The organism is Cupriavidus sp. 01L45, assembly GCF_056399885.1.
On record NZ_JBFTSG010000044.1, the window covers coordinates 40,060 to 55,026 of the forward strand.

11 protein-coding genes are annotated in these 14,967 nt (G+C 65.8%); 6 read left to right on the forward strand and 5 right to left on the reverse strand.

Annotated features, from left to right (window positions below):
* Positions 1 to 982 precede the first annotated feature (982 nt).
* A complete protein-coding gene (locus AC1DT6_RS27065) occupies positions 983 to 1,309 on the forward strand; it encodes a hypothetical protein (RefSeq protein WP_035874195.1) in 327 nt (108 codons plus the stop codon).
* Between the two features lie 138 nt (positions 1,310 to 1,447).
* Entirely contained in the window at positions 1,448 to 3,337 is a 1,890-nt protein-coding gene (locus AC1DT6_RS27070) for an FAD-binding protein (RefSeq protein WP_441630407.1), read from the forward strand.
* Positions 3,338 to 3,346: 9 nt separating this feature from the next.
* Here AC1DT6_RS27070 and AC1DT6_RS27075 read toward each other — a convergent pair whose 3' ends face one another.
* From AC1DT6_RS27075 to AC1DT6_RS27095, 5 genes are all read right to left on the reverse strand, one after another.
* The gene (locus AC1DT6_RS27075) at positions 3,347 to 3,685 is read right to left on the reverse strand and encodes a c-type cytochrome biogenesis protein CcmI/CycH (RefSeq protein WP_441630409.1); all 339 of its coding nucleotides are present in this window, start codon (positions 3,683 to 3,685) and stop codon (positions 3,347 to 3,349) included.
* Between the two features lie 45 nt (positions 3,686 to 3,730).
* Positions 3,731 to 4,876, reverse strand: a complete 1,146-nt coding sequence (locus tag AC1DT6_RS27080) for a porin (protein ID WP_441630411.1) — start codon at positions 4,874 to 4,876, stop codon at positions 3,731 to 3,733.
* Positions 4,877 to 5,108: 232 nt separating this feature from the next.
* Entirely contained in the window at positions 5,109 to 6,077 is a 969-nt protein-coding gene (locus tag AC1DT6_RS27085; protein WP_441630413.1) for a Bug family tripartite tricarboxylate transporter substrate binding protein, read from the reverse strand.
* A gap of 461 nt (positions 6,078 to 6,538) precedes the next feature.
* Positions 6,539 to 7,048 (reverse strand): PaaI family thioesterase, encoded by a 510-nt coding sequence (locus AC1DT6_RS27090; RefSeq protein WP_441630415.1) that lies wholly within the window; start codon positions 7,046 to 7,048, stop codon positions 6,539 to 6,541.
* 46 nt (positions 7,049 to 7,094) lie between these two features.
* Positions 7,095 to 8,258 carry a CaiB/BaiF CoA transferase family protein gene (locus tag AC1DT6_RS27095; RefSeq protein ID WP_477103641.1) on the reverse strand — a complete coding sequence of 388 codons (1,164 nt, stop codon included), beginning with the start codon at positions 8,256 to 8,258 and terminating at the stop codon, positions 7,095 to 7,097.
* A 261-nt stretch (positions 8,259 to 8,519) separates the two neighbouring features.
* Between AC1DT6_RS27095 and AC1DT6_RS27100 the strand changes: the two genes are divergently transcribed.
* The 4 genes from AC1DT6_RS27100 to AC1DT6_RS27115 all read left to right on the forward strand — a co-directional run bounded on the left by AC1DT6_RS27100 (position 8,520) and on the right by AC1DT6_RS27115 (position 14,931).
* Entirely contained in the window at positions 8,520 to 11,297 is a 2,778-nt protein-coding gene (locus tag AC1DT6_RS27100; RefSeq protein WP_441630419.1) for a winged helix-turn-helix domain-containing protein, read from the forward strand.
* A gap of 192 nt (positions 11,298 to 11,489) precedes the next feature.
* On the forward strand, positions 11,490 to 12,629 hold the full coding sequence (locus AC1DT6_RS27105; protein ID WP_441630421.1) for an acyl-CoA dehydrogenase family protein: 1,140 nt from the start codon (positions 11,490 to 11,492) through the stop codon (positions 12,627 to 12,629).
* 34 nt (positions 12,630 to 12,663) lie between these two features.
* A complete protein-coding gene (locus tag AC1DT6_RS27110) occupies positions 12,664 to 13,851 on the forward strand; it encodes a lipid-transfer protein (RefSeq protein ID WP_477115081.1) in 1,188 nt (395 codons plus the stop codon).
* A gap of 90 nt (positions 13,852 to 13,941) precedes the next feature.
* Positions 13,942 to 14,931, forward strand: coding sequence for a Bug family tripartite tricarboxylate transporter substrate binding protein (locus tag AC1DT6_RS27115; RefSeq protein WP_441630425.1), 990 nt, complete (start codon positions 13,942 to 13,944; stop codon positions 14,929 to 14,931).
* Positions 14,932 to 14,967: the final 36 nt, after the last annotated feature.

Consider the following 14,967-nt stretch of genomic DNA (forward strand, 5'->3'; position numbering starts at 1 on the left):
TGAGTAAAACGGCCAAGGGTGGGCAGGGGGGTACTTACCCTGATCGGCGGGTCGCGCGCCGGGTGGGCCACTTCGCTGAGGCACGGGCCTGTGCCTCAGTGAAGTGAGATCCCCTTGATGCGGTTGCCCATGTGGGCAACGGCAGCGCCGGATGCAATGCGCAGATCAATGCTTGGTAGCAGCACACTTGCACCTCACGCAAGTAAGACTTAAGCATCTTCTACTTCCGAATTGATCCACAGGCACTAGCATTCCAAGACGCGGCGAGATGGGAACCATGATGCTAGCCCGGGACACGGCGGCGGCGCCCACAGAAACCACTAGTGAGGCGCACCTGAAGGGCTTCGTGCGCGCTTGCGCGGTGCTTACCGGGTTCGAACCTATCAAACTTCATGGAATCTCTCTCGTGCAACATCATCTCGACTTCGTATGCCTGATCACTGGAACTGCTGCAGTGGACGAACTCATCAGGCGGATCACCCGATTTCCCAATGAGGGACCGCACCAGGGTCGCACCACGGCCCGGTCTGGCGTGCGATCCACACCCATCCTCCGGCGCTAAGCAGCAGGGCTACGGTGCGCGGGCCGAACCACCGGCCGCAACGATCGCGCTGATTCGCCGCACTCGATAGTCGTCACCTCATTTGCCGGAAGGCAGATTTCCGCAATCTCGCCCAGGTTTCTGTGGGAGGCAACATGCGCCCAATGCCGGACCCCGACGTCTGATTCCCTGTTCATGGCGGTATCTCTGTTCAAGATATGCCGTCATGAATAGGGAAGACTAATGTCAATTATTCACGGAACCCTATCCTGTCAATTCAACAATAATTCGACTCCCYATCTGGAGAGATTTAACAATTTCATAGTTCCTGAATGAAAAAGGAGAAAATTATGTCAGGTTAGACGTAAAGAACATCGACGCCACGCAGCGGCATCCTGATCGTTTTTCGCTTAACACTTTTTCCGTAGCAGGAGACACACCATGAGACCGGTCCAGAAGATCACCGTCAACAACAAAGGCGGGTACGTGTTCAATTTTTCCGTCCAATGGCTTGGTAGCGACGGCAAGTGGAATACCACCGAGTGGAACAGCGGAAATTATCCCGTGGCGCAGTCCAGGACATCTCCCCCGCTCGACACAATCGGTGTCCCGGCCGATGCGCTGGCTGTGACGCCATACGGGCACGCGGTGGCCGGGACTTCCGGTCAGGGAACACCGTTTGTTGGTTTCGCGCCGAACAATCAGATCGCAACATATGATGCAGTCGGGACGACTTACATTGGCTTTGCAATCAATCTGATTGAGTAGGCAGCAAACTCTCCTCTGTGAGGCCCGGCATCAGCGTTCCTGCGATCCGTCATCGGGGGGAGGCCGGCGCCGGGCCTCAMCTTGCCCGATCGTCCAGTTTTCATATAACAGCCTGATGGATCGCCGGAGGGAATTACCATGAGACAAGTCAATAAAATTGGTTGCCTTAACAATGGCATCTTCAAGATGAACTTTTCGATTCAATGGTTCGATTCGAAGGGGAGTTGGCATACCTCCGACTGGAATAGTGGCAACTTCGACAACGGCCTGTACAAGGTGAGTCCTCCACTTTCGTCGATCGGGATCCCGGCAGACGCGATTGGGGTGGCGCCCTACGTTTCCGCGGTTCTGGGAGCAAGTAACCGGGGGACGCCCCTGGTGCAGCCGGCGAGTAACGGCAGGCTGGCCGCGTATGAGGTCACGGGGACGACACTGGACTTCCGTGTTCTGCCACTGCCGTGGAGGAACTGGGCGCAGAACATCGTTCATACGATGACGATCGATGGCGAATACTACTTCTCTCCGACGAGCCGCGCAGAACTCCAGGGCATCGTGCGCCAGGCAGTGCAGGCTGGCGCGACGGTTCGTGTTTCCGGCCAGCGGCATGCGCAGCCGCCGCTGGTCGCCGAGGACAATCGCCTCGCCCCCGCTCCCGACCAGTGGCTCATCGACCTTTCCTGCTATAAGGACCTCGGTCCCGGCGGCGACCAGTCGATCGTGCTGCATCAAGCGGAAGGCACGGTCACGGTGAATACCGGCGTCCGCGAAGATGAACTGGATGCGTTCCTGACCGCCAACGACATGATGCTCAAGACCGTTACCGCGGGCGGCTTCTTCAGCCTTGGCGGGATGACGGCGGTCGATGTGCATGGGGCGACAATCAACGCGCCGATCTTCGCGGAAACGGCCTCGGCGTTCAGCATTATGGGCCCGGATGGCCAGGTGAAGACCATCGACACACAGACTCCGGCGGAGGGTGGCTGGTCGCCCTTACAGTTCGCGCGCGTCTCTCTCGGTGTGCTGGGGGTCGTCACCTCCGTCACCGTCGATGTATTGCCACGCCCGTGGGCCACGACCTTGAGCCCAGGCAAGAACAGCCGGATTACGTGTATGGATGAGACGGCGTTCGTCGCCCAGTTCAAGACGCTGCTCGCGGGCCATGACCGCGTTGAGTCCTTCCTCAACCCGTACAACAGCAACTTTCTCGTCTTGTGGTGGGACGTGGTCGCGTCGCCGTCGACGAAGATTCCGAACCTGAAGCCAAGTGTCCCGGATGCGTGCACCCTGGCGGGAGAGGATGTCTTTGGCGCGCCCTACCTGATACCGCTGGAGCCCATCATCGAGCCTCCGCTCATCGCGGCGCAGTATGCTGGAATCACAACCGCTGCGAGCGCGATCATTGATGCCGGATACCTGACTGTCGAAACGCTCTTCGATCAGGCCACGGCTGTCTACTCTGACTTATGGCTGACGAAGGCCTCCCGCGTGATCTTCATGTCCTATTTCATCGAGCTTCCTGCGCTCGACGACGCGGGGCTAGGCAAGGCCTGGCAGGGCCTTGATGCGGTGATGGCTCGTATCAGGAGTTCCACCGATTTCCTGGTGGTTGCACCGATGGAATTCCGCTTCGTCCGCGGCGGCAACACCGCATTGGCCGGGACATACACGGACACCCCCAATGCAACCTTCGTCAATCTGGACCTTATCGGGTACGTGCCGGCCGTCGCAGGGTCCGAGTACCCCGACCGTCTGCTCCATTTCTTCGCGGACATCGAGCGAGCCTGGGTTGCGCTGGGAGGAATGCCGCATACCGGCAAGATGTTCGGCTTCTACGACCCGGGTCAACCTGCCGGGACCTTCTCGCCGCCATTCAACCCGGTTTTCCTGCAGGATCTCGCGAAGCGCCGCAGTGTTCGAACCAAGGCCTTCGACGCCTACCGGCGAACCTGCGATCCGAAGGGCAGTTTCCGCAGTAGTTTCGTGGCGGCGCTGCTGGGAGACACGAATTTGCCGGGCAAGCCAGGCTGAGCCAGCTACCTAGGGGGCCGTCCTATCGATCACGATCCGCACATCGCTGCTTCCCAAAGCAACCGGACCGACTTGCCCAAACAGGTCGCCGGCGTGCGGCATCGCGGTTCCGCCGGGAGAGATGCGCGCCTCTAACATGACCTCGGCATGCCCAGAGAGGCGGTTGGCCGGGGAAAGCGCCAGCGTATCGTCCAGCGTGAACGTGACTGGCAGGTCGCGCACCTGCCGCTTCAGTACGGCAAGCGGCATGCGCGGGCCCTGTACCGCACGGGCGAAGATGAAGACCGCGTCGCCGGGCGCCGGGGCCTTGCCGGCGAGCGTGCCCAGCGCAACCGTGCCGGTCACCACCGCGGGGCTCTCACGCCGCGTCAGCTCCGCAGTGCCAGGCTTACCTTAAAAGATGTGCCGCACGCCGACCGTGACGCCAACCATGCTCTTCTGCCCCGTCATCGTCGGATAGTTGAACGCGAAGGCAGTCGCCGCGCTATCGAAGCTCAACCCGCCGTTACGCGCGTACCCGGCGGACAGGTAGACGTCCGTGCGCTTGGTGAAGTTGTAGTCGGCGATAAAGCTGTACTGCTGCATGTTGGCGGGGTTGGTCTGCGGCGCGCCGACTGCCGCGCGCGCGGATTTCACGTCGGCGTAGTAGTAGGCGAGCGACAAGCCCAGGGCCGGCGTGGCCTGGTAGTTGACGCCAGCCCACCAGTAGTCGTCGCGCAGCAGCGTGCTGCCGTTGCTGAAGTCAGCCTTGTTCCAGCGATAGCCGCCCATGACCTTGAGCGGGCCTGTAGCGTAGCTCGCGGCGCCGGCAAACTTGCGTACCGTGCCGGGCTGCCCGGTGGTCACGGCCGGTCTCCATTCGTCATAGGCCAGCGACGCCCCGAATCCATTGCTCAGGTACTGCAGCGAGGCGCCAAAGGCGGTGTTGTCGCTGAAGTGTCCCGGCGTCTCGCCGGCGCCGCCGTTGGCCAGCGCCGTGCTGGCGTTCAGTACCGAGACGCCGGTGCCGAAGGAGTAATGCGCCACGGCCTGGAGCCCGCCGAACTGGCCGGTGTACTTGACCATATTGCTTTCGCGGTAGTTCAGGCCCATCCACCAGATGCCCGGTTCATAGGTGGCCGCAAACCGCAGCGGCGAGAAGTTGGCAAGGCCATCGAAGAAGCTGGTGTACTGGCGGCCCACCGTGATCTTGCCGTAAGCGCCGTTCTGCAACCCGACGAACGACTGGCGCCCGAACAGAACGCCCGACTGCAGGTTGCCGGTATCGGGCTGGAAGCCGCTCTCCAGCACGAACAGCGCCTGGTTGCCGCCGCCGAGATCTTCCACGCCGCGCAAGCCCCAGCGCGATGCGGAAAGTCCGCCGACGCTGGGTTGCGCGAAACGGTAGCCGCCGACGTTCGGTGTTGCCGGCGATGCAGCCACCCGATTGACGTACTCCACGGAAGCGTCGATCACGCCATAGAGGGTAACGCTCGATTGTGCCTGCGCTGCGCCGCTCACCGCGCACAACGCCGCCAGCGCGACCAATGTTCTTTTCATGCTATGTCTTCTCCTTGTGCTTGTTTTCAGAGTCACCGGGAACCAGCCTCCTCGTCGGATCCCGTGATGGCATTAGAGCGTGGCGCTCCTTTTTTCCGACCCACCCAAAAGGGAGTGAATCGCTGCGATGGTGGTTTTAATCCCGCAGAAAATCGGCGAGGCGGTCAGTACCTATTGACGAATGCGGAAGATGATTCCTCGCAACGCGGGCCAGCCGGCAGCCAGTCGGCGGTCAGTCAGCCTTGGCCCCGGTCGACTTGATCAGTCGCGCCATCACCGGCTCGAGCGTCTCGAAGTCGCGCTTGAATTCCGCCGAGGAACTGCCGACCGGCTCCAGCGCAAGCATCTGCAGCCGCTCTTTCATCGGCGCGGCGTTGACCGAAGCGCGTGCCTCCGTTTCCAGGCGGGCCAGTACCGGCGCGGGCGTGCCTGAGCGCGCCATCAGGCCAACCCAGCCGGGCGGGCTCAGTTCCTGGTCCTTCAGGCCGATCTCGGCGAGGGTCGGCACGTTCGGCAACGCCTTGACGCGCTGCTTGCCCACGATCGCCAGCGCGCGCAGGCGCCCGCTCTGGATATGCGGGCCCAGCGTGCTGACCGAGCCGATGGCCCACGAGATGTTGCCGCCGATCATGTCCTGCGCCATCGGCGCTTCGCCCTTGTAGGCGATATGGGCCATGTCGAGCCCCCGGGACTGGTTGAGGTAGGCGCCCAGCAGATGCGGGAAACTGCCGGTGCCATAGGAGCCATAGCTGACCTTGCCCTTGTTCTGCGCGGCCCAGTCGAAAAACTCCTGCATGTTCTTGACCGGGATCTTGCTATTGACCGCGAACACGACCTGGCCGATGCAGATCTCGGAGACAAAGGCCAGGTCGCGCCGCACGTCGTAAGAGACGTGCGAGTAGAGATACGGTGTGTTCATGATCGGCGCGGAATGCGTGATCAGCAGCGTGTAGCCATCCGGTGCGGCGCGCGTCACCGCCTGGACGGCCAGCATGCCCGCGGCGCCAGGCTTGTTGTCGACGATGATGGTCTGGTCCAGCCGCTTGCCCATATCGTCGGCCAGTGCGCGCGCGATGGTGTCCGTTGCGCCGCCGGGCGGTGCGGGTACGACGAACGTGATGGTGCGCGCGGGATAGCTTTGCGCGCCGCAAAGCGCGCTCCAGGCAAGAACGGCAACGGCAAAGAGAGTCTTCTTACGCATTTGGCATGACCTCGCGGTGAGTTGGGAGTGGTGCCCGCCTGGCAGGGGTCGGCGTGGTCACGCCGTGCTGGCCGGAAGGGCTGCTCAAGTGCGACGGTAGGGGATGCGCGAAGGGCTGTAACCAGCCATATTGGCGGGGCGGGATTTCACTATCCGGGTGAACCCGATGGGCGCCGCCGCGCGTTTCGGTAGCGCTCACGCACGACGCGACGGGCTGGGGCCGGAGGCAGTGTGTTTGAGGCCCGGAAAAAAAGAACTCCGGCCGCGAGGCCGGAGATCAAGACCCTGCCGGCATCGAGCGCCGTCAAGGTGGAGACACGGAAAGGGCCGTCCCGCCGCCCGGTTTGTGCTTCGTTGCGGGCCGGCGGCCAGACATGCGTGACCGCCGGCGACTCAGGCCAGCATACGTTGATCAGGATGCGCGCGCCTCCGCCAGCAGGGAGGGGCGCGGGAGATGGCGCTCAGGATGGCGCGTGCCCTCCCAGTGGCGAAACCCTTGCCGTCTGGTCCGGGCGGCCATCGCTGGTGCCCAGGTAGAACACGCCGGCGGCGTGCAGCGCCGTGCGGTCCCCGACCATGATCCGGCAGTTCACGTTGGCGACGCGCCGGCCTTGCTTGAGCATGTCCACATGCGCCTCCACCCAGTCGCCGGCATGTGCCGGGCCAAGATAGTCCACGCTGAGATGCAGCGTGCGGGGCTGCAGGGTGCCGAAGCGGCGCACCATGACGATCCCGAACGCACTGTCGGCCAGCATGGCCATGAAGCCCCCGTGCACGATGCCGATGGCGTTCAGGTGTTCGTCGGCGATGCGCACGCCCACCACCGGCCGCTCCGCGTGCAGGTAGAAATCGGCACAATGGCGCATGAAGCCCCTGGCGCCGGCAAGCGGCTCGAAGCCGGCCGGCACGCCGCGGTCTTGCGGATCCCGATGGGGCAGGATTGCCGCCACGGAAGATTGCGATTGAGACATGGAATTCACTCTATGGTCAGGGCGGCCCGGCGTCGCGGGGCCGTCATCACGCGTGGGGCAGGAAACCAAGGCCCAGTTCACGCAGGCGCGCCACCGACTGTGCGTCGAACCCCCAGTCGCGCAGCGCCGCGGCGCCGTGTTCGCCGCGTGCCGGCGCGGGCCCTGTGACTTCCGACGGCGTGCCGAGAAAGCGCGGCGCCGGCCCCGGCTGCACCACGCCGGCCACTTCGACAAAACTGCCGCGGGCGCGGTGCTGCGGATGATCGGGCGCTTCGGCGAAGCCCAGCACCGGCGCCACGCAGGCATCGCTGCCTTCGAAGATGGCGCACCACTCGTCGCGCGTGCGGGTCAGGAAGACCGCTTCGAAATGCTGGCGCAACACCGGCCAGCCGCTGCGGTCATGCTGCCTGGGCAGGTCTTTGCCGGCCAGGCCGAGTTTTTCGAGCAGTTCGGCATAGAAGCGCGATTCCACCGCGCCCACCGCCATGTAGTGGCCGTCGCTGGTGCGATAGCTGTCGTACCAGGGGGTGCCGCCGTCCAGCAGGTTGCTGGCGCGCTGCTCGCGCCAGTTGCCCGAAGCCAGCAGACCCCAGACCACGGCGCCAAGCTGCGCGGCGCCCTCGATCATGGCCGCGTCCACGACCTGGCCCTTGCCACCGCGCTGCACATTGAGCAGGGCGGCAACCACGCCCAGGGCGAGCAGCATGCCGCCGCCGCCATAGTCGCCCACCAGGTTCAGCGGCGGCACCGGCGCTTCGCCCGCGCGGCCGATGCCGGACAGCACGCCCGACAGGGCGATGTAGTTCAGGTCGTGGCCGGCGCGCTCGGCCATGGGCCCGGTCTGGCCCCAGCCGGTCATGCGCCCGTACACCAGCTTCGGGTTGCGGGCCAGCGCCACGTCCGGCCCCAGGCCAAGGCGCTCCATGGTGCCGGGCCGGAAGCCCTCGATCACCACGTCGGCGCGCTCGATCAGCTCCAGCGCGGCGTTGCGGGCCTCGGGCTGCTTGAGATCGAGCGTGACCGAGCGCCGGCCCCGGCCCGTGACGTCCACCCGCTTGCCGGTGGCGGACTTGGGGCCCAGGTCGGTGGGCGCCACCGGCCGGTCGATGCGCAGCACGTCCGCGCCCATGTCGGCCAGCAACATGGCCCCGAACGGGCCCGGCCCGATTGCCTCGAACTCCACTACGCGAATGCCGCTTAGTACACCCATTGCTGATCCTGTGAACGGTCTGGCCGGGCGCGGCGCGGCGTCCTGGCCGGTTTGGAAGGGGCCGGAGCGGGCAAATGCCGCCGGCGTCATGGGGCAAAGTAGAACAAATTGCGGCCATGCGCGGACCTACCCGCGTCGGGTAGGGGACCACGCCGGGCGCTCGGAGAGGCATATCCGGCCCCTATAATCCAGGCACCAGATCCCTTCGCGATAGCGCGCTGCCCCCCCACCCGGAAAGCAGTGCTTACAAGGCTTCCCAGCATGTCCGACTCCGGCGAGCAGCTGGCGGGAACGCGCGCTTCACCCGAGCGCCCGGTCCAGCCAATCACGCCCACCAAACTCACTCCGCCGCGCGGGGCGCGCCACCTGATGCCCCGCGAGGCCTTGATGGCGCGCCTGGTGGACGCGCGCCGCCAGCGCTGCGTGGTGATCCAGGGGCCGGCGGGCAGCGCCAAGACCAGCACCTTGCTCGCCTGGCGGCAGGCCCTGCTGACGCTGGACTTCGATGTGGCCTGGCTCTCGCTGGCGCCCGAAGACAACGACCTGACCAGCTTCTTCCATGGACTGCTGGCGAGCCTCGCCGCGGTGGACGCGGCGATGGTGCGCGAAGCAGAAATCCTGATGGGGCGCGACGGCGACGAGTCCGCGGCCGAGCACTGGGTGATCACGCTGGTGCGCGGCATCGCAAGCCGCCGGCGGGAACTGGTGCTGATGCTGGACGACGTCCACCTCCTGGACGATCCACGGATATTCCAGGCGCTGCGCTGGCTGCTCGACTACGCGCCGCCCCACCTGCACGTGGCCCTGGCCTCGCGCAATGCGTTGCCGCTCTCGCTGGCGCGCCTGCGCAACCAGGGCCTGGCGACCGAATTCGACCTGCGCGACCTGCGTTTCACGGCCGAGGAGTCCGAGCGTTTCCTGCGCGAACAGCTTGGCAGTATCGACAGGCGCGACGCGCAGGTGCTGCACGAGCTGACCGATGGCTGGGCTGCGGGCCTCCAGCTGTTCGCGATCGATGTCAAAGGCAAGCAGGGGGCAGGCTTTGCGCGGGTGCAGGTGCGCGACGCCCAGGCGTTTGCCAGCTATTTCGAACGCGAGGTGCTGGTGCGCCTGGCCGGCGGCGATCTGCACCTGCTGACGCGCATGGCCGTCTGCAACCGCTTTTGCGCGTCCTTGTGCGCCACGCTGCTGGGGCGCCCGGATGCCGCCGGCGAGATCGCGGCCAGGCTGGCCCGGCTTGACGCGGATGACCTCTTCATCACGCAGATCGGTGGCGGCCAGGACGGTGAAACCTGGTACCGCCTGCATCCGCTGCTGCGCGAAGTCCTGCTGGCCCGGCTGGCGGAGTTGCCGCCGGCGGAGCAGCACGCGCTGCACGCGGCGGCCTGGCACTGGTTCGGCGCGCGGGGGCACATCGACGAAGCGGTGCGCCATGCGGTCCGGGCGGGCGACGCGGCCGCGGCGGCGGACCTGGTGGAAACCTGTGCGCACGACCTGCTGGCGCGCGGGGAACTCAGCCAGCTCGCGGGGCTGGTGCGGCAGCTGCCGCCGGAACAGGTCACGGCGCGCTTCGACCTGCATCTGGTGCTGGCCCACTTGCAGATGTATGCCGGCGAGATCGATGCGCTGACGCAGAGCATCGAGCAGATGGCGTCGCAGCACGAACGGCTCGGCCCCAGGCAGCGCTATGCGCTGGCACTGCTGCGCGGCGGGCTGGCGCTGCAGCGCGACGACACCGACTTGGTGGTGGCCTTGCTGCCGGAACTGCAGCGCGTGCCGTCCGACGCCGACGATTTCACCTACGCGGGGCGCGGCAATGTGCTGTCGTGGATGTTTATCCACCGCGGCGAGTACAAGCAGGCGCGCAAGGTGCTGGAGGAGGGCGCGTTGCATGGAGGCGCGCCGCGCGGCGTCCTGCTGGGACGCTGCATGGGCGGCATGACCCATGCGGCCGAGGGACAGTTCCTGCTGGCCGAGCGCATCTTCTGCGACGTGCTGGCGCAGGCCGAGCAGCAGGGCCCGGCCTACATCGGCATTGCCTGCATGGCCGCGGCGCTGCTTGGCGAGGCGCTCTACGAACTCAACGATGTCGATGCCGCGCGCGAGTTGCTGGAAAAGCGGATCGACGTGCTGGAGCGCGTCTCGATCCCGGATACCGTGCTGCGCGGCCTGATGGTGCTGGCCAACGCGCACTGGCAGGGCGGGCGCCGGCTGGAGGCGCGGGCCAGCCTGGAGCGTCTGGAAGACTATGCGGCGCGCCATCGTGTCGACCGCCTGCTGGCGAACGCGCTTTGCCTGCGCTCGCGCTGGTTGCTGGAAGAGGGGGAGATCGACGAGGCGGACGCCAGCCTGTTGCGCCTGGAAGCGCTCGCTGCCCGCTATGCGGGCGCGGCCCGCAGCACCGCCTGGGAGATCAGCGTCTGCGCGCAGATGGCGCGTATCGGCATGTGCCTGCACCGCAATGATTTCGACGGCGCCATGGCGCGGCTCACGCCGCTCAACGCGCTCTCCGAAGCCGGCGGACGCTGGTGCCGGGTGGCCAGCCTGCGGCTGCAGATGGCGTTTGCCGAACAAGGCCGCCGCAATCCCGAAGGCGCCCGCGGGCACCTCGTCGAAGCGCTGCGCCTGGGGCATCGGCTCGGGCTGATGCGCAGCCTGCTGGATGTATCGCCGCGCTTGCGTGACAGGCTCGAAGGCTTGCCGGCGGAGCAGGGGTTCGACCCGGTGCTTGGCTTCTACGCGCAGCGGCTGATGGCGGCGACGGCACCGGCCGGGCAGGAGGCGGCGCCGTCCGTGTCCCTTCCGGCTCACCCGGTGACCGATACGCTCAGCGAACGCGAGAACGAAGTGCTAGGCCTGCTTGCGCAGGCGCTGCCCAACAAGAAGATCGCACGGGTGCTCGGCGTTTCGCTGGACACCGTCAAGTGGCACCTGAAGAACATCTACGGCAAGCTCGACGTGTCGGGCCGCGACGAAGCGGTTGCCCGCATGCGCGACTACAAGACCGCGCAACCGCAGCACGCCCACCCCACCCGCTAGGGCACCGGCCGCGCAGGCCACCCTCGCCACCTTCGCCCGTACCTACCCCTACCCCTACCCCTACCCCTACTCCACCGGGGTAGGTACTTTTCCCCGCCCGGCAACCAGAATACTTCCATCAAGGCAGCGATCCCCGGTCCGGACTCACCGCGACAGACGCTGGCCTCGCAACCGACCAATGAGGAGCTTCTGGTGGAAATCAAGCGCACCGTCTATCGCGACGACCATGAAATGCTGCGGGAAACCGCGCGCCGGTTCTTCGAGCGCGAATGCCTGCCGCGCCAGGCACAGTGGGACAAGGACGGCCTGGTCGACCGCGAGACCTGGCTCAAGGCCGGCCGCGACGGCCTGCTGTGCGTGACCGTCCCCGAGGAATACGGCGGCGGCGGCGGCGATTTCGGCCACTCGGCGGTGCTGGCCGAGGAGTACCACCGTTCCGGGATATCCGGCCCGAGCTTTTCGGTGCACTCGGACATTACCGCGCCGTACATCGTGCGCCTGGGCACCGAGGAGCAGAAGCGCGAATGGCTGCCGCCGATCTGCCGCGGCGAAAAGATCCTGGCGATTGCCATGACCGAGCCCGGCACCGGCTCCGACCTGAAGTCGATCCGCACCACCGCCGTACGCGACGGCGACGACTTCGTCATCAACGGCAGCAAGACCTTTATCTCCAACGGCCTGAATGCCGACATGGTCGTGGTGGTCTGCAAGACCGACCCCAAGGCCGGCGCCAAGGGCGTGAGCCTGATCATGGTGGAAGCGGACCGCGAGGGCTTCCGCCGCGGCCGCAAGCTGGAGAAAGTGGGCCAGCGCGCCGCCGATACCGCCGAGCTGTTCTTCGACAACGTGCGCGTGCCTGCCGGCAACCTGATCGGCAATGAGAACGGCGGCTTCATCCACCTGATGGAAGAACTGCCCCAGGAGCGCCTGATCATCGCCGTGTACTGCGCGGCAAGACTGGAGCGCCAGCTCGAACTGACCGTGCAATACGTCAAGGACCGCCGCGCCTTCAACCAGACCGTGTGGGACTTCCAGAACACCAAGTTCAAGCTCGCCGACGTCAAGGCCCAGGCCGTGGCCGTGCGCACCATGGTGGACTACTACATCGCCCAGCACATGGAGCGCAAGCTCACGCTGCAGGAGGCGGCCATCGCCAAGCTTTTCGCCACCGAGACCATGTGGAAGTGCATCGACGAGATGGTGCAACTGCACGGCGGCTACGGCTACATGCTGGAGTACCCGATCGCGCGCGCCTTCGTCGACATGCGCGTGACCCGCATCTTCGGCGGCACCAGCGAAGTGCTGCGCGACCTGATCGCCCGCAAGCTTTAAGTCCTACCGTCATCCAGAGAACCAGGAAACCATCATGAGCGAAAAAGTACTAGTTGGCGGCGTGGGCATGATCCCCTTCGCCAAGCCCGGCGCGAGCCTGAGCTATACCGAAATGGGCGCCGAAGCCGTGCGCCGCGCCCTGGCCGACGCCGGTATCGGCTACGACCTCGTGCAGCAGGCCTTCGCCGGCTACGTCTACGGCGACTCCACCTGCGGCCAGACCGCGCTGTACGAGGTGGGCATGACGGGCATCCCCATCRTCAACGTCAACAACAACTGCTCGACCGGCTCCACCGCGCTGTACCTGGCACGCCAGGCCATCGCGATGGGCGATGCCGACTGCGTGCTGGCGGTCGGCTTCGAACAGATGCAGGCCGGCGCGCTGAAGTCCCACTGGGACGACCGCCCGGTCACCCGCGCGCGCTTCCAGCCGATCATGCACGGCCTGACCGCCGACATGGCGCACCTGCCGCAGGCGGTGCGCACCTTCGGCGGCGCGGGGCGCGAGTACATGCAGCGCTATGGCGCCCGCCTGGAAACCTTCGCCGCAGTGCGCGCCAAGGCCAGCCGCCACGCCGCCAACAACCCGCTGGCGCTGTTCCGCAAGGTGGTGACCACCGAAGACGTGATGAACGACGCGGTGCTGTTCCCCGGCGTACTGACCCGCCTGATGGCCTGCCCGCCGACCTGCGGCGGCGCCGCCGCCATCCTGGTGTCGGAACGTTTCGCCAAAAAGCACGGCCTGCGCACCGATGTGCAGATCCTGGCCCAGTCGCTGACCACCGATCCGCCCGCCTCGTTCGATCCGCCGTCGATGCTGAACTATGTCGGCACGCATATGACGCGCGCGGCTGCCAACAAGGTCTATGAGAAGGCAGGCATCGGGCCGGAAGACATCGACGTGTGCGAACTGCACGACTGCTTCGCGCAGAACGAAGTGATCTGCTACGAAGCGCTGGGCTTCTGCCCCGAAGGCGGCGCCGAGAAGTTCGTGATGGACGGCGATAACACCTACGGCGGCCAGGTTGTGGTCAACCCGTCGGGCGGCCTGCTCTCCAAGGGGCACCCGCTGGGCGCCACGGGGCTGGCGCAGTGCTACGAGCTGACCCATCAGCTGCGCGGCACCGCCGAACAGCGTCAGGTGAAGGATGCGAAACTGGCGCTGCAGCACAACCTGGGGCTGGGCGGCGCCTGCGTGGTGACGCTGTACGGCAAGCACTGACATAGGGCACCACCTGCCCGACATGAAGGACAAGGTGCGAGCCGCCTGCCGACCCGAGCCGGCGGCCGCACCCAGACAGGAGACAGCAAAATGAAGTTCTCTCTACCGTTGCGCCTGCTTGGCTTCGGCCTCGCCATCTCCATGCTGGCGCCGGCGCTGGCGGCGCCAGCCGCTTCGGCCGACAGCTTTCCGTCGCGCCCGCTGCGCTTTATCGTGCCGCTGACGCAGGGCAGCGGCTCCGACACCGTGACCCGCTTCGTGGCGGACCAGGTGGGCAAGGAGCTGGGCCAGCCCGGCATCGTGGAGAACCGTCCCGGCGCCGATACGCTGATCGCCGTGCAAAGCATGCTCAACGCGCCGGCCGACGGCTACAGCATCTTGCTGATCACGCCGAGTTCCATGGTGATCAACCCGCTGGTGCATGACAGCCTGCCGTACGATCCGCAGCGCGATATCCGGCCGCTGGCCAGCGCCATCCGCAGCACCTCGGTGCTGGTGACGGGTGCCGGTTCCAGCTTCAAGACCTTCGACGATGTGCTGGGCGCGGCCCGCAAGAAGGCGCGGTCGGTCAGCATGGCGAACTACAGCTACCACTACCGCCTGGGCGGGCTGCAGATGCAGCAGATGGCGGGCGTTGAGTTCAACCACATTCCCTACAAGGGCGCGTCGCAGGTGCAGTCGGACCTGATGGGCGGTTCGGTGGACGTTGCGCTGCTGGACGTGGGCGGCGCGCTGCCGCTCATCCGCGCCGGCAAGCTGCGGCCGCTGGCGGTGACCGGCAAGGCCCGCCATCCGGAGTTGCCGGCCGTGCCGACCGTGCGCGAGAGCGGGCTGCCGAACTACGAGCTCTCCGTGTGGATCGGCTTTGGCGTCAGCAGCAAAACCCCGGAACCCATTGCGCACAAGCTCGAAATGGCTTTGCTCAAGGTGATCGACAAGCCGGAGTTCAAGGACTTTGCCGCACGCACCGCGTATGCCGACGTGATCGGCCAGTCCGGCAAGCAGATGGCCACCATGATCGGAGCGGAAACGGTGCGTTACCGCCAACTGGTCAAGACCTATGACGTCAGCGCGCGCTGAACGCCGCAACGCAACCAGCCAACAGAATTAGGAATC

Coding starts and splice junctions, on each gene's coding strand:
- AC1DT6_RS27065 (WP_035874195.1), top strand. CDS start 983: ATGAGACCGGTCCAGAAGATCACCGTCAACAACAAAGGCGGGTACGTG.
- AC1DT6_RS27070 (WP_441630407.1), top strand. CDS start 1,448: ATGAGACAAGTCAATAAAATTGGTTGCCTTAACAATGGCATCTTCAAG.
- AC1DT6_RS27080 (WP_441630411.1), bottom strand. CDS start 4,876: ATGAAAAGAACATTGGTCGCGCTGGCGGCGTTGTGCGCGGTGAGCGGC.
- AC1DT6_RS27085 (WP_441630413.1), bottom strand. CDS start 6,077: ATGCGTAAGAAGACTCTCTTTGCCGTTGCCGTTCTTGCCTGGAGCGCG.
- AC1DT6_RS27090 (WP_441630415.1), bottom strand. CDS start 7,048: ATGTCTCAATCGCAATCTTCCGTGGCGGCAATCCTGCCCCATCGGGAT.
- AC1DT6_RS27095 (WP_477103641.1), bottom strand. CDS start 8,258: ATGGGTGTACTAAGCGGCATTCGCGTAGTGGAGTTCGAGGCAATCGGG.
- AC1DT6_RS27100 (WP_441630419.1), top strand. CDS start 8,520: ATGTCCGACTCCGGCGAGCAGCTGGCGGGAACGCGCGCTTCACCCGAG.
- AC1DT6_RS27115 (WP_441630425.1), top strand. CDS start 13,942: ATGAAGTTCTCTCTACCGTTGCGCCTGCTTGGCTTCGGCCTCGCCATC.